Annotated in this window: 12 protein-coding genes; 2 read left to right on the forward strand and 10 right to left on the reverse strand. The window is 45.6% G+C overall.

Features of this window, described 5'->3' with window-relative positions; genetic code table 11:
• Positions 1-58: 58 nt before the first annotated feature.
• The 5 genes from ACN6KS_RS26480 to xylA form a co-directional block, all read right to left on the reverse strand.
• Positions 59-994 carry an ABC transporter permease gene (locus ACN6KS_RS26480; protein WP_256989940.1) on the reverse strand — a complete coding sequence of 312 codons (936 nt, stop codon included), beginning with the start codon at positions 992-994 and terminating at the stop codon, positions 59-61.
• Positions 995-1,595: 601 nt separating this feature from the next.
• On the reverse strand, positions 1,596-3,137 hold the full coding sequence (locus ACN6KS_RS26485) for a response regulator transcription factor (protein WP_341135758.1): 1,542 nt from the start codon (positions 3,135-3,137) through the stop codon (positions 1,596-1,598).
• On the reverse strand, positions 3,134-4,921 hold the full coding sequence (locus ACN6KS_RS26490; RefSeq protein WP_094870985.1) for a sensor histidine kinase: 1,788 nt from the start codon (positions 4,919-4,921) through the stop codon (positions 3,134-3,136). The genes ACN6KS_RS26485 and ACN6KS_RS26490 overlap by 4 nt, the downstream gene beginning before the upstream one ends.
• Before the next feature lie 182 nt (positions 4,922-5,103).
• Entirely contained in the window at positions 5,104-6,600 is a 1,497-nt protein-coding gene (xylB, locus tag ACN6KS_RS26495; RefSeq protein ID WP_440960821.1) for a xylulokinase, read from the reverse strand.
• A 401-nt stretch (positions 6,601-7,001) separates the two neighbouring features.
• Positions 7,002-8,318, reverse strand: coding sequence for a xylose isomerase (gene xylA / locus ACN6KS_RS26500; RefSeq protein WP_094870989.1), 1,317 nt, complete (start codon positions 8,316-8,318; stop codon positions 7,002-7,004).
• 375 nt (positions 8,319-8,693) lie between these two features.
• Between xylA and ACN6KS_RS26505 the strand changes: the two genes are divergently transcribed.
• Both ACN6KS_RS26505 and ACN6KS_RS26510 read left to right on the forward strand, forming a co-directional pair.
• A complete protein-coding gene (locus ACN6KS_RS26505) occupies positions 8,694-9,854 on the forward strand; it encodes an ROK family transcriptional regulator (protein ID WP_094870991.1) in 1,161 nt (386 codons plus the stop codon).
• Positions 9,855-10,065: 211 nt separating this feature from the next.
• A complete protein-coding gene (locus ACN6KS_RS26510) occupies positions 10,066-10,266 on the forward strand; it encodes a hypothetical protein (protein WP_094870992.1) in 201 nt (66 codons plus the stop codon).
• Between the two features lie 146 nt (positions 10,267-10,412).
• Here ACN6KS_RS26510 and ACN6KS_RS26515 read toward each other — a convergent pair whose 3' ends face one another.
• The 5 genes from ACN6KS_RS26515 to ACN6KS_RS26535 form a co-directional block, all read right to left on the reverse strand.
• The gene (locus tag ACN6KS_RS26515; RefSeq protein ID WP_094870993.1) at positions 10,413-10,646 is read right to left on the reverse strand and encodes a glutaredoxin family protein; all 234 of its coding nucleotides are present in this window, start codon (positions 10,644-10,646) and stop codon (positions 10,413-10,415) included.
• A 68-nt stretch (positions 10,647-10,714) separates the two neighbouring features.
• On the reverse strand, positions 10,715-11,656 hold the full coding sequence (gene trxB, locus ACN6KS_RS26520) for a thioredoxin-disulfide reductase (protein ID WP_042191901.1): 942 nt from the start codon (positions 11,654-11,656) through the stop codon (positions 10,715-10,717).
• A 156-nt stretch (positions 11,657-11,812) separates the two neighbouring features.
• On the reverse strand, positions 11,813-13,777 hold the full coding sequence (locus ACN6KS_RS26525; RefSeq protein WP_341135760.1) for a heavy metal translocating P-type ATPase: 1,965 nt from the start codon (positions 13,775-13,777) through the stop codon (positions 11,813-11,815).
• A gap of 441 nt (positions 13,778-14,218) precedes the next feature.
• Entirely contained in the window at positions 14,219-14,524 is a 306-nt protein-coding gene (locus tag ACN6KS_RS26530) for a hypothetical protein (RefSeq protein ID WP_341135761.1), read from the reverse strand.
• Between the two features lie 323 nt (positions 14,525-14,847).
• The gene (locus tag ACN6KS_RS26535) at positions 14,848-15,924 is read right to left on the reverse strand and encodes a hypothetical protein (protein ID WP_094870999.1); all 1,077 of its coding nucleotides are present in this window, start codon (positions 15,922-15,924) and stop codon (positions 14,848-14,850) included.
• Between the last annotated feature and the right edge of the window lie 142 nt (positions 15,925-16,066).

Genomic DNA, 16,066 nt, shown 5'->3' on the forward strand with positions numbered 1-16,066 from the left:
GCTCTCCTTTCATGAAAAGGGCAATATTGCAGCCACGATTGGTAGAAGGTCTTCTGTGTTACAGAAGGCTCTCTTTAGTTGTACGCTTGAAGATTCCATTAATCGTAAACAGTAGGATTACACTGATCACTGAGTTGAATATATTGATCGCGGTACCGTAGGAATATCTCGCCATGCCTAGTCCGTATTTCAGAGAGTACAGATCCAGCACCTGAGAATAATCGGTAACGAGGTTGTTTCCAAGCAAGAATTGCTTCTCAAAGCCGATATTCAGCAAATTACCAATCGACATAATGAGTAGCACTGTAATGGTCGGCCGGATACCTGGAAGGGTAATATGCCATACTTGGCGAAGCCTGCTGGCTCCGTCTACCCGGGCCGCTTCGTACAGTTCAGGTCCGATACCCGAGATAGCTGCAAGGTAGATAATCGCATTCCACCCGGTTTCTTTCCACACATCTGATAAAGTAACGATTCCCCAGAAGAGATGGCCCTGAGCCATGAACTGAATAGGTGAGTCTATAAATCCAATTGTTAACAAGAGATCGTTTACAAGACCATTTTCACTAGATAACATTTTAGTTACAATTCCCGCTGCAACCACCCAAGATACAAAGTGGGGCAAATACGAGACCGTCTGAGCAAATCGTTTAAAAAATCCGAGGCGAACTTCGTTTAGCAATATTGCAAACGTTATCGGAAAGATAAAGCCTGCGATGAGACCCATTCCACTCATCGCCAGCGTATTACGCAGCGCCAGAAGGAATTGCGAGTCACTGAACAGTGTCTTAAAGTGTTCAAAACCTACCCATTCTTGTTCAAAAAAGCCACGTGCGGGCTTGTACTTTTGAAAAGCCATCGTCCAGCCCCATAAGGGGAGATAACTGAAAACGAATGCCCAGATGACAAAAGGTATCGACATCATCCACAAATACTTTTGATTCTTAAAGCTTCTCCAAAACCGTCCTCCTGAAGCAGGCTTTTTGTTGCGCATTCGGGTGTCCGGCGGGATTTGAGCAGTTACTGTGTCCGCTTTCATAAAGCCCCTCCTCTCTATGTCATAATTCTAAAACTTTGTAAGCGATTGCAGTACCCTATAAATTCGACTTAAAATCAGGTGAAAATTAGAGATTTTTGTCCGGGGTGAATTCTCTTTTCGCTCATCGACACAGGGGGGCTAATGCTGCTGGCGTTTGCATTATTCTTTGGATTGGACTTCTGGAAACACTCAGCTGGATGTTAGTCGCTACGCGGAATATTTGGACTTCCGATCGCTGTTATCCTCAGATTTCCTGATATGAACCGCTTCTCGCGGTAGAAATCCGAGGATAAAGGCGAGCGCTCCGCTTCTACAGTTCCAAATATTCCTCTTCACTCCTTTTCCAGCAGATTTCATTGAACCGAAATCAAAAGAAAATGCATTATATCTCCGCCTGCATAAGCTTAACCAGGTATCTATTTAACTGCATTAATACTTCACCACGTACAATTGGTGGGAGTAGGGAAAACAAAAAAAGACCCGTGGACTGAAGTTCGGAAAACCAACTGAACTCAGCCACGGGTATAACAGACAAGACAAGAACACCACACCATCCTTAGATACTTTTTCGATAAGAAGTTGGTGAGATTCCTACATATTTACGGAACTTAGCGTTGAAATAATCAGGGTTCATATACCCTACCTTCTCGGCCACCTCGTATACTTTCATCCCTTGCGTCAGAAATTCCTTAGCCTTCTCAATCCGCACTTTGTCCACGTACGTATTAAAGTATTCCCCCGTCGTGTTCTTGAACATTTTGCCTAGATAAGCGCTGTTGTAACAAAACAACTCGGACAAGGTCTCTAGCTTTAGGTTTTCATTGTAGCGGCGGTTGATTATTTCTATGATCTTCTTTATTTCATTTCCACGCCCACTGGTCATCTGACCCGCAATTTCTTCGAGAAATGAGACAGCTTGATCCTGAAGATCAGATATATAATAACTTTGATATAACTCCCCTATTGGAGGGGAATGCTCTGCTGCATAGCTACGTATTTCCGGATACGTAGGCTCCAGACGGGCCAGCACAGTACTAAGGAGTCTCACAAAGGTCTCTTTAATTCGCAATTCGTCGCTGCCTGCAGATACAAGCTCAGCACAGATGGTCTGCACGATCGGTCGGATCGCACCAAGACTTCCTGTCTCTACCGCAAGCAGCAGACGACTCTCTGTCTCTTGCGCGTCTTCACTCTCCTCTTTCATCTCCACCAGAAACCCTGAAGGATCTGCACTGATGATGATCCCTTTCTTGAAGAAGAAGGCGCGTCTTATTAGTTCACGTGCTGAATTAAACGATTCTCCCGCCATTTCAGGCCGAGGTACTACTCCCCCCGTTACTGCAATGAAGTCGTAACCCTTTGGTTCTATCACTGCAGATAACCCCTCATATAATTCTTCCCGTTTGCTTGTACTCTGGTCCGGATCCTTCATGAGAATGCCCAAATACTGGGATAGCGTAAAGAAAGAAGCATTAGGATGATTACTAAAATACTGTTCCATTACTATTTTGATTCCCCGGAGATCCTCATCATTTGCACCAGCTGTTTTTCTTAACGCAATGAGAATGACTTCATAATTCCCCTGATCGAGTCCTAGCGCATCCGCATGTCTGCTAAGGTCCTCCTCCAGTTCTTCCTCTGAAGTTGGCTGCAGAAGCGCACGAAGTAAAGTTTCCCTATTGCGAGCGGGCTCCTCCTCATTCCAGTCACTGAACCGCTGCTCCTGCTCGATCGTTTCATGTAGCTGTTCCAGACATACGATCATCTCATCCTCATCCACTGGCTTCAGCAAATAACCGTCAATCCGATAACCAATCGCCCGCTTAGCATATTCAAAATCCGCATGACCACTTAGAATAAGCACATGACTTTCTGAGCCTTCTTTTCGAAGCTCACTAATCATTTCTAGACCATCCATTCCAGGCATACGAATATCAGCAACGATCAGCTCCGGGTAGAAGGTATGATACTTTTCAAGTGCTTGCAAGCCATTAGCTGCTGTAGCTACCACCGTATAACCGAGTCTCTCCCATGGGATTAGACTCCGTAGTCCTTCCCGCAGCTTCGGCTCATCATCGACAATCATCACTTTTATCATAGATTGTTGTCCTCCATTGGTATGCAGAAGAAAATAACCGTTCCTACATTAGGTTTACTCTCAATCGTTAGCCCATACTCTGCGCCATAAGATAGTTTTAGCCGGTCATGGACATTACGAAGGCCAATTCGCTCACCTTCACGCTCTTCCTGGCGCTCAAGGGTATTCTGTAATTCCTCCAGCTTAATTGGAGATATCCCCACTCCATTATCTGTAATCGTAAATTTAGCATGATCTCCAACTTGTATAACTTCCACCGTCACAAATGCTCCCTCCATCGTATTATCCAGTCCATGGATTACTGCGTTCTCGACAAGCGGCTGAATAAGGAGTGGAGGCATGTAAAGGGTTTCAACGGCAGGGTCTACGGTAAATTGATATTTCAACCTCTCCTCATAACGGAATTGCTGAATATCCAAGTAACAGCGTACCACTTCTAATTCCTGACTAAGCAAAACTTTACTTCGTCCTACCTCCAGGCTACTGCGCATCATTTTACCCAAAAGACGTACTACGCGAGCAATTTCCACTTGCCCTTTCATGTGAGCTTCCATTCGAATTGCTTCTAGTGCATTGAACAAGAAATGCGGGTTAATCTGGCTTGCCAGCATTTTGAATCGTATATCATTCTGTTTCTGTTCTAAAAGACGGTTCTGAGCATTGGATTCCTGTACCTCATACATCAAATCATTAACGCTACGCACCATGGAATTGAATTGACGAGCTAACAGGGCGATTTCATCCTTGCCATCAATTTTTAATGTCGTATCAAAATCTCCGGTACTGACTCGGTTAATATGTCTGCTTAAATGCAGCAATCGTCGTGAGAACAACGAAGAGAAGCTATATATAATTAAAAAGGCTAGAAGAACACTTATCGCAACTACAGTAATCGAAAGCTTAATCACTTGATTGGGTTCTTTCACAATACTTTCAATGGAAAAGACAGATATAATTCGTAGTGCATTTCGGCTAGATTGTGGTTTAAGCTCCTCGATCACAATTTTGGAGGCTTCACCATCTACTACTGCTTCATAGCTTCCACTCCCCTGGCCCAAGAGCTTGGTGTCAAAAGAAACATCCGCTAGCTTTTTACCTGTTCGATCTTTCCGGTTCGCTGCAATGATATTGTCCTGATCATCGACGATCATCGTATCGAAAGACTCCTGGCTTAGTATGGATGCAAGCTGCTGACTGTTCACATTAATAACGAGAACACCGATTTTGCTGGAGCCCTCCAGCTCGATTTTGCGAACAAGACTTAAATAATTCCGCTTATCACGCTCATCTTCGATATATTCCCAACCGACAAAGCTATCGTACCGCTGTGCTCTCTGATACCACTCACTCTCCTTAATTGCAGGAGAAGGATTGATCAGCTCCCAGTTGTTAAGCAGCGTCGCATTGTCAGTGTATAAACGAATGTTAGATATATCTTTATACAACCTAAGGTACTCACGCATATCCGAGTAATCGCGGTAAGCTTCCACCACATCATAAGTGCTAACATACTGACGAATGGCAAGTCTTTTTAACCGTGCATCATTACTCAATCGATATGCAATATCTTGAGATACACCGATGACTTCCTCCGTTCTTTTTTTTACCCGATCTACGTTGATTGAAGCTTGTTCCAGTGCGCTCTGAAACGCCATGGTTCTCATCTCAAACGTAAGATACCCGCCTACCAGTAATACCGGAAGTAACGTGGTGAGTAAAAAAGCAAGCAACAGCTTATTGCGGATTTTGATGTCATTCAACAGCCTAACCATCCATTGGAACATGGCCTTCCGCCCCCCGAAACCTTCACTACCTCATGCAGAGCTTATCTCTGCCTAGAGATACCCATACTTTACAGAAGAAAAATAAGTACGGCAACAACTTCATGTTCATAAAAAGGTCCTCCGCCATATGCGAAAGACCTTTTTTATCAGACATATCAAGCATAAACCTTCGGCGTCCTTATTTATTGGCGGTATGCTGCCAGCTTGTTATTCAGTTCACGGGTCTGACCGTAGACTTCCTGATAGAGGTTAAATAAGCCGTCATAGATTGCCGCTTGCTTCGGATCTGGTTTATATACATCCGCAGGACGGATGAAAGCTTCTGCACATGCACTAAGAGAAGTGAACCAGCCGCTACCGTAAGCTGCCAACATCGCTGCTCCCATAGCCGGACCTTGCTCACTTTCAAGCTTCACGATGGATGCATTGAAAATATCTGCTTGCATCTGGAGCCAGGCCTCATTTTTAGCCCCGCCACCGATCGCAATGATTTCTGTAATCTCTTTGCCTGAATCACGTACAATCTCGATAGATTCACGTAGCGAAAAGGTAATGCCTTCTAATACGGAACGTATAAAATGAGTCAAAGTATGCCCTGAATCCATACCAATAAAGCTTCCACGAATATTCGCATCTGGATGAGGTGTACGTTCCCCTACGATATAAGGTGTAAAGAGCAGTCCGCCGCTACCCGCTGGAATGGAGGACACTCCACTTAGCAATTCATCAAAGCTCTTGTCCGCCGCAAAGGTTTCTTTGAACCATGTAAGGCTATGCCCAGCCGCTAGAGTAACGCCCATAATATAGTAGGCATCCTTTTCACCATGGTTGAAGAAATGGACTTTGCCTTCGAGGTTTAAATCTTTATTGCTCTCATAGGAAAGGACCACACCCGATGTACCAATACTGCACATCGTCCGTCCTTCACCAAGGACACCCGCTCCGAGTGCGCCGCATGCATTATCCGCGCCACCAGCAAATACCTTTGTGGATGATAAAAGACCTGATGCTTCCGCAATATCCGGCAATAACGTTCCTGTCTGTTCAAAGGACTCTACCAGTCTAGGACAAAGGGAAATCGGCAGTTCAAAAGCTTCAGCAATTTCAGCACTCCAAGTTTTAGAACCTACATCTAATAGAAGCGTTCCTGCAGCATCGGAATAATCCATCGCATAATCACCGGTCAACCGGAGACGCACATAGTCTTTGGGCAACAGGAACTGGTGCGCTTGTGATAATACCTCAGGTTCATTCTCTTGTACCCATAGAATTTTAGGGAGTGTGAAGCCTTCCAGCGCACGGTTTCTAGCAACCTCAATAAGCTTTGCTCCGAGCGTCTTCTCTATTCTTCTGCACTGTGCAGTAGTACGTGTATCATTCCAAAGAATGGCCGGACGAAGCACTTGTCCGTCCTTATCGACCAGAACTAATCCGTGCATTTGCCCGGAGAAGCTAAGACCGTCAACTTGTGATGGGTCTATGCCTGATACTTCAATCAAGCGACGAAGACTGACTAGCGTGCCTTTTACCCAGTCCTCAGGATTTTGTTCGCTCCAGTTTGGCTGTGGTCTGCTTAGCGGGTAGGACTCGGAATGCTCAAAAGCCACCTTGCCTTGTGGGTCCACTAAAACAGTCTTCACTGCGCTAGTGCCCAAATCTACACCTATAACGTATTTCATTTTTGACCTCCTAAAAGTTTTGTGAGCATAGGCTTCATTGAATTACTTCGAACAAAACTCACTTCGTAAGCATCGGCTTTAGTTTTGTGAGCATAGGCTTCATTGAATTACTTCGAACAAAACTCGCTTCGTAAGCATCGGCTTTAGTTTTGTGAGCATAGGCTTCATTGAATTACTTCGAACAAAACTCGCTTCGTAAGCATCCGCTTAGATTTATGAGCGCTTACTACGTTGAACTATATCGAATAAAACTCGCTTCGTAAGCATCCACTTAGTTTTGTGAGCGTTTCTAGAATTTCTTTGAACAAAAAGGGGACTGCCGAAGAATGCTCTCTTCAGCAACCCCCGTTGCATTTGTTCATAATGCGCTCAAGGCGTATGCCTTAAGCTCCCTATAAGCACTACTCAGCCAAGATGTATTGGTTAAGTGTAGCTCTCAGGTATTCTTGACGTCCGGATTGGTTAGGACGTGGGTTCTCATTGTTCAAAGCATATTCAGCCAAAGAAGCCAGAGTTGCTTTGCCGGACACGATATCCGCACCAACACCTTCATTGAAGCTGCTGTAGCGTTTGTCGACGAAATCTTCGAATACGCGGTCTTCGATCAATTTAGCAGCTACTTTCAAGCCTTTTGCATAAGTATCCATACCAGCGATATGTGCTAAGAACAGATCCTCAGGCTCGAAGGAAGGACGACGTACTTTAGAGTCAAAGTTGATTCCGCCTTTGCCAAGACCATCATTCTTGAGTACTTCATACAGTGTGAGTGTTGCATCGTAGATGTTCACTGGGAATTCATCAGTATCCCATCCGAGCAATGTATCCCCTTGGTTGGCATCAAGCGATCCAAGCATGCCGTTGATACGAGCTACACGAAGCTCATGTTCAAAGGTATGACCTGCAAGTGTAGCATGGTTAGCTTCTAGGTTCAGCTTGAAGTGCTTGTCGAGGTTGTATTTTTGTAAGAATGAGATCGTTGTTGCTGCATCAAAATCATATTGATGTTTCGTAGGCTCTTTTGGTTTAGGCTCGATCAGGAATTGACCGTCAAAGCCGATTTCCTTAGCGTAATCTACAGCCATGCTGAACAGACGAGCAATGTTGTCTTGTTCAAGACCCATATCTGTATTCAGCAATTCTTCGTAACCTTCACGACCGCCCCAGAATACATAGTTGCTAGCGCCCAGACGTTTACCTACTTCCAAACCTTTCTTCACTTGTGCTGCTGCGTGTGCAAAAACATCAGCATTAGGTGTAGAACCTGCACCGTGCATGTAACGTGGGTTAGTGAACATATTAGCTGTATTCCACAACAATTTCTTGCCGGAAGTCTTCATGCCTTGTTCTAGGATATCAACGATAGTGTCGATGTTGCTATAGAATTCACGCAAAGATGCGCCTTCAGGTGCGATATCTACATCATGGAAGCAGAAGTAAGGCAGATCCATCTTGTCCATAAATTCAAATGATGCTTCAGCGCGAGCCTTAGCTTTGTCCAGACCGTTCAATTTGTTCCAGCTGCGAATTGCTGTTTCAGCGCCAAACGGATCAGAACCGCCAGCAGTTAATGTATGCCAATAAGCCATTGCAAATTTCAGATGCTCTTCCATAGTTTTGCCGGCTACGACTTCTTTAGGATTGTAGAATTTAAATGCGAAAGGGTTGGTGGAACGGCTTCCCTCGTAAGAGATTTTGTTCACTGTCTCAAAATAAGCCATTGTGTAATCCTCCTCAATTTGTGCTTCGCCCGCAAGCGTTTACAGGATCATCTTAACACATCTTTTGGACTTTGTATATTGGTTAAACAAAGTTTTGAAAAGTTTTTTATATCCATTTTTTTGACCCTATCTAGCCTCCTCTCTCCGCTTCCCAAATATAGGAGAGCCCTGTTGGAAAATTCCCTCTAGACGCTATGTATTGCAATTTCCAGCACATCACTCTAGACTAAGTGGCATACAACAAATGGGAACAATGCCAAGCTAAAACGCCTTTAGCGTCCTTTTAAGGACGGTAAGCGTTTATGCGAGAATTATAAGGAGAAAGTATACCGTGAAGCTTATACTTTCTTATAATTTAAGAAGGATGTGTGATTTGTGAAGGTTACTGGAGACCAAGCACTGGTCAAAAAAATAAATAAATCGATTGTACTACATACCATTCGAAGACACTCTCCACTCTCGCGCGCGAAGGTCTCAGAGATGACCGGACTGAATAAAGCTACTGTGTCCAATCTGGTAGCCGAGCTGTGCACGCAAGAATTGGTAACTGAAGTCGGACCTGGGGAATCAAGCGGTGGCCGCAAACCATTAATGCTGCATTTCAACACGATGGCTGGTAGTGTAATCGGCATAGAATTGCGGGTAAAGCAACTAACAGCGGTCTTATGTGATCTGAGCGGGGGCATTCTTTACGAAAGCGATTTCTCCTTAGAAAACCATGATTTCCCTTACGTTCTGGAACAAATGAAAAAACTTATCTCAAGCTTGATTATCAACGCTCCAGAATCCCCTTACGGCATCGTCGGTATCGGAGTAGGTGTCCCCGGCATGGTGGATGAAAATGGTGTTGTACTCTTCGCTCCCAACCTTGGCTGGGAAATGGTCGAGCTGCGAGCGATACTGGAAGCTGAATTTTCCGTTCCTGTCACCATTGATAACGAAGCGAACGCAGGTGCACAGGGTGAACTCAACTTTGGTGCGGCACGAGAGGTAAGGCATCTCCTTTACATCAGTGCGGGATCAGGGATTGGATCTGGAATTATTATTGGTGGAGAGCTATACAAGGGTGCAAGAGGATATGCCGGCGAAACCGGACATATGACGATTGAAGCACAAGGCAAGCCTTGCAGTTGCGGGAGTCGTGGCTGTTGGGAGTTATATGCTTCTGAGAGAACTTATGATAATCCCGATCTCTCCCTCCCTGCACATACTACGCCAGAGCTGGTTCGATATGCAGCCAGCGGGCAAGAAGACGCTCTGCATCACTTCTCAACGATGGGCGAATATCTCGGTATCGGGGTGACCAATCTAATCAATAGCTTCAATCCCGAGCTTATTGTGATTGGTGGGGCATTGTCTGAGGCTGAAGAATGGCTAGGCGAACCGCTGCGCCGGGTTGTAGCTGAGCGTACTCTTCCTTACCATAAGCAGCAACTCGAAATTACATTCTCTAAGCTCGGCAGCCGTGGAACGATGATCGGCGCAGGTTTCTCTGCTGTTATGCATTTCCTGGGCGACATTCGAGTGACGCTATAGTCCATAACGGTAGGTGTTTTATGTGAGAAATATAAGAATAATTTATAGCGTGGAACATATACATTCTTATATTTTGAAATAATTGACGTAAAATTGACGCATTTGAGTGAATCAAAAGTGCAGTAAAAGGAACAGAAATCCTATATAATAAAGGTCAAGCTAGTGTGACATTTATCACTACAACCCCTTTTTTGAAATGGAGAGCGAGTCCATGACCTATGTTGATACGTCTGATATCTCGGCACAGATGTTCATCACTGTGTTGCTTTTTCTGCTCATTATTGCCCCTTTGATCAGCCTCGGTGTGCTCCGTTTTTTTCAAGCTAAAAAGAAATCAGGATTTATTCTTATTGGCAGCGGGGTTGCTGTATACGCGCTATTTCAGATCATTACATCTTTCACTCAAACCTAAATTCTACTTCTAGATCTACTTTCATAAAAATAGTCTGCGCACAGATGCGTCAGACTATTTTTTATATGCTAAAAGCTCACAACAAAAAAGACCGCCTCCTGACCGGAAGCGGTCTTTTACAATTCCCTTGCGGAAATCTTATTTAATTAAACAGTTGAAAGTGCTTTGTCGAACTGCGTTTTGTTCATGCCAACAATTTTATGCTCACCGATTACAGTTACAGGAATAGCTCTCACGCCCATGTCCCATACTTGCTGCGCAAAATCATCGCTCTGCTCGACATTGCGTTCTTCGTAGGACACGCCTTTTTCGCTTAAAAAGCTCTTCACCTGACGGCAATGCGGGCAATTTGTTGAGGTATATACAATTACTTTCTCCATGATATGACCTCCTATAAAAGATATACAGTGATGATATCAATGTAGCATTGAAGGCTTTTCAAACCCAATTATAGAATGACTGCACTGTGCTCCAAGCTTTCGATATATTTCTCAGCATCCATAGCTGCCATACATCCACTACCTGCTGCAGTAATCGCTTGTCTGTAACGAGTATCCTGCACATCACCACATGCGAAGACGCCTGGGATATTAGTTTCGGAAGTGCCTGGGTTCGTCATGATATAGCCATCCGCATTGGTTGTGATTTGTCCACCTAAGAAAGAGGTATTAGGATGGTGACCAATCGCAACAAACACACCGCTTGCTTCGATGATTTCTTCTTCTCCAGTCTCATTGTTAAGCACTTTTAGTCCATTGACGCCTCTTTCGCTCGAAGTCACTTCCAAAGGAGTACGGTTCAAGTTCCAGTCTACTTTAACATTTGCGCGTACACGATCCTGCATGATCTTCGAAGCACGCAATTCTCCACGACGGTGTACCAAAGTCACTTTGGAAGCAAAACGAGTCAAGAAACCCGCTTCCTCAAGTGCCGAATCTCCACCGCCAACAACCACGATTTCTTTATTACGGAAGAAAAATCCATCACAGGTAGCGCAAGTGCTAACACCACGTCCCACGTTATCTTGCTCCCCTGGGATACCGAGGTATTTTGCTGTAGCGCCTGTGGAAATGATCAATGTATCTGTAGTAAGAACACCCATTCCTTCAACATTCAGCTTAAAAGGACGCTCTCCAAGTTCTACACTGTTCACCCAGCCCGTACGGAATTCCGCACCAAAACGTTCAGCTTGTTTACGCATATTATCCATCAAGTCAGGGCCCATGATTCCTTCAGGAAATCCAGGGAAATTCTCCACTTCTGTAGTTGTGGTTAATTGTCCACCGGGTTGGGGTCCTTCGATTACTAGTGGGTTCAAATTGGCACGAGCCAAATAGATAGCGGCGGTTAATCCTGCCGGTCCAGTACCAACAATTATTGATTTATACATATCTATGTCCTCCTTGAGCTAAACGGCAATGACGTCGCTTCTTATTTAAAATAATTATAATGTAGTGTTAATTATGATAACTGAAAGCAAATATGTCAATATGCCAGACTCCCTCGTTTCAAAACTATTTTGTGAACAATTTAATTTTAAGAAATATTATCTCAATAACCTTAGTCCATTTAGAATCACTAATATTGTACTGCCTTCATGACCTATCACGCCAAAAGGAAGGGCGATCCCCTGCACAAAGTTACTAATCATAAGCACTGCAATCACAGTCACAGCAAAGATCATATTTTGTTTCACAATACGCTGCGAACGACGTGCCAATGATATCGTGGAAGCAATCTCTTCTATATTATCATTCATCAGCACTACATCGGCTATTTCGAGCGCTGCTCCGCTCCCTTTCATCCCCATCCCCATGCCTACGGTGGCTGTCGCCAAAGCCGGTGCATCATTTACACCATCACCTACCATAACGACGTGACCATACTTTTCACGCAATGCCTTGATATGCTTCACTTTATCCTCCGGCAATAGATCGGCAAATACCATATCTACGCCAGTTGTACCTGCAATAACCTGAGCCGTAGCCTCACGATCTCCGGTAAGCATTGCTACTTTAATCCCAAGCTCCTGCAGCTTCCGCACTGCGGCTTCTGCTTGTGGACGAACCGTATCCTGCAAGGCAATCATTCCTGCAATTTGCTCACCATCCAGCATGATGGAGACCGTCTTTCCTTCTTCAGCCAACTGCTGCCGCTTAAGTTTCCAATGTTCTACTTCAGGATTCATAGCAGATGGAGCCAGCTCATCAAGCAAATTAGACTTCCCGATTCTCCAGAGATGTCCATCGATTTGGCCTTCGATCCCCCAGCCTGTGATGGTCTTACTGTCCTCCACTCCCCGTAACTCCAGCCCTTCCTCTTGCGCTTTACGTACAATCGCTTCCGCCAGTGGATGACGAGACATATGCTCAATGGATGCGCTAACCGTTAGCAACTCGTGCCGACTGTAGCCTTCACCTGCAATAAAATCAGTTACCTGAGGAGTTCCCTCTGTAAGCGTCCCTGTCTTATCGAATGCCACAACCGTTGTACGTGCCATATTTTCCAAATGGACCCCGCCTTTAAACAGAACCCCTTTTCGCGCACTTTTGGAGATGGCTGACAGCATCGCCGGCATTATGGAAGAGACCAAAGCGCAAGGTGATGCTACTACTAGAAAGACCATCGCTTTATAGAAAGTTGCGCTCCAGCTCCAGTCCAGCAAAAACGGTGGAAGTATAATCAGTGCCACTGTCGAGGCAACGACAACCCGTGCATAGATGGCTTCTAGTCTTTTAATAAAACGCTGCGAGTTTGGAACTTCCGTTTCTGCCTCTTCTACCATTTTGATGATTTTAGCAAAAAGGGTATTCTCAGCTGCTTTCGTTACCTCAATATAAAGGGGACCTTCTCCATTCACAGTGCCTGCAAAAACTTCGCTACCAGCACGTTTCTCTACAGGAACCGATTCTCCCGTAATGGAAGCTTGATCTACTGCCGATTCTCCCCCATATACTTTACCGTCTGCAGGAATCAAATCTCCCGGGCGCACAAGCAACAGATCTCCGATCACCAGCTGGTCGATATTGACCTCATTCATACTTCCTTTTTCAATACGCATAGCCGTGGCCGGCTTGAGTGCCATCAGCGAGGAAATATCCTTTTTACTACGTTCCATCGTATAGCTCTCTAATGCTCCACTGAGAGCAAAAATGAAAATAAGCATAGCCCCTTCATTCCAGTACCCAATAGAGGCTGCGCCCAATGCGGCTGCAATCATTAATAGGTTCACATCAAGATCTCGCTCTTTGACGAGCGTTTCTACGCCTTCCTTTGCCTTGTTCCAGCCACCAATCGTATAAGAAATGACATAGAGCGCTATGGAAAGAATTTCTGACCAACCACCAACTGACCAAGCAAAAAGCATAAGCAGTCCGCTGCCCAGAGCAGCCTGCATTTCAGAATTGCTGAGCATGGCACGCGGATCGAACCGACGCTTTGGAGCGCCTGGCTTCTTCATACTGCCAGAGATAGATGACTGCTTGGGTAAATGTTTTGATGTTGCTTGCATAATAATCGCCGTCCTTTAAAGTTTTGTGAAGCTTAACTTCATTTGATTTCTCTTCGAAACAAAACTCTCTTCGTAAGCTTACGCTTTGTTTTGTGTAGCTTAGCTTCATGTGACTTTTCTTCGTAACAAAACTTGCTTCGTGAGCATACGCTTTGTTTTATGGAGTTTTGCTTCTGCCAAATGAGAATGAGAGCCATTATTAAGACCCCTAAAATGACACATGCTGCCCCGGCTTAGCCGGGACAGCATGATTGATAACTATGGGTAGTGAGAATGATAATCATTGTTGCAATAGTACAACTATATTTCCTTAGTGCAACTTATATTTTAATCATACCATCAGAAATGAAAAAGTAAAGCCTATCTATTCAACTAACCCAAGAGGTCTGACCGCCGTTATGGGCCAAGCACCACACGCCGGAAATCAATTTCAGCTACCCGCTAGTGGCGTATTTTTCTTAATAGCTGATCCTCAAGCTGTGCCTTCGTTTCACGGGTTTTGGACTTTTCTCCGGCGGGGAAAGAAAAAAGCTCCGCATGAAAACCGTTCTGAATCAGCTGTTCCAGTAAGGCTTGTCCATACAGCACTTCAACTTTGGAATCCGTAATTATCGCAAATTTGCTCACATTCTCTACGATTCCTTGTTTTAAGTCCTCTATTAATGAGTTAAATAAAGCTTCTCCGATCTCAATGTCGTAAGAATGGTCAACAATCTTCTTCAGGGCAACTCTAAAATTTGCGGACATGCGCAGCGCCTCTTTTCAGCAGGGTGCTAATAGATTCGATCCGCCTCTTCCATTATACTTTTTATGTAAATTAATAAGGGCCTGAAGGCAAATCGTCTGGAGCAAGACGATTTGACCCTGAAGACAGGATTTATAAATGAAACGCTCAACATGAAGAAGATCCCCCAACAATAAATTACAGTGAGCATTCAATAACGAAGAGCAGTGATCCTCTAATCATAAAGAGCAGTGATTCTCCAATAACGGCAGAATCCCTGCTCTCTTGTCTTTTTATCTTATTTAGAAGAAGAAGCGGCTTATGTGACAGCCGCTTCGTTGTTGTCCTACTGCCTTCCACCGGCGGCAGTGTCCAGTGTTTCCTGCTGCCTGGCGATCCAGATCAGACAGGCTGCTCTAAGCAGCGCTTCGGTCCGCTGGCCGGCGCTGCAAAAGATCCCGCTGAAGCCGATCTGATACAGATCGGCCAAAGCCGACGCCGCCGGAGTCCCCGCGGCGAGAACTACCGCCGCCGGCTTCACGCTCCGCACGGCGGCAAGGATCTCCCCCGCCGCCAGGGCAAAGCCCTCTGCGGCGGCCCCCTCCGGCGCGAGCTCGCTTGCTGCGCCGTCGAGCACTAGGAAATCGGCGATGCGCGCGATTTCCGCGGCGGCGGAGGGCGCCACATCGGGCGCGATCAGCGCCCCGATGCGGCACGCCGCCGCATAAGCGTGGCCGAGGGTCTGATCGGCCACGACCTCGATGAATTCGCGCTTTGCCGCGAATTCGGCTCCGCTTGCGGTGTAGGCGGCCAGCAGGTCCAGGCGGCAATCGCCGCCTTGCCGCTGGCTCTCCGCCACCGCAGTAAAAAGCGCTTCGAGCTGCGCGTCCTGAAGCGCGGTGAGCTTTGCGGGCTGCGTCGCAAGCTCCTCTGGATGCAGCAGCGTAACTGCTGCCCATTCACCATCCGGTGATTCCAGCAGCGCTGTCGTCGCTGCCTGCAATCGATAATAAATCCGCTGCAGCATTCGATTGGCCTGCAGCTCATCTTCACTGGATAACCAGTTCTCATAAAGACAGAACAATTCAGGTTCGAGCAGCCATTCCTCACTTCGTATCAGACAAGGGCCAGCTTGAACGGATCTTATTCCTTCCCTTGTTGCAGGGCGCTCTTCACGTTCTTCTCGTCCTTCACGCAGCACTAAGAAGGCCGACGGTTCCCCAGGCCGCTTAAAATAAGAACGGTTCAAAGGTTCTACGACATCCTTCTGCTCTACTCCGTTGATAAATTCTGCGGCAGCGGAGGCTACAGATCCGGCTTGGCTCATCTCCATCCCAACAGCCCGATCACTGGCCTTATACATGAACTTGAACGGGCGCTCTTCACTACTCCGAAAACCATCCTGCTGACGTTCACCCTTCATCTTCGCACCCACCCTTTATCTTTGGATTGCTGCCGGTACGCCTAGTACATAAACATCATGCCACCGACATCTTATTACCACACTTATAAATACGGGAACCTCACATGAAATATGCAAGCGTTGCCAAATCATATGAAGATTT

Origin of the sequence: Paenibacillus nitricinens (assembly GCF_052056485.1) — a bacterium.
GTDB lineage: Bacteria > Bacillota > Bacilli > Paenibacillales > Paenibacillaceae > Paenibacillus_AQ > Paenibacillus_AQ nitricinens.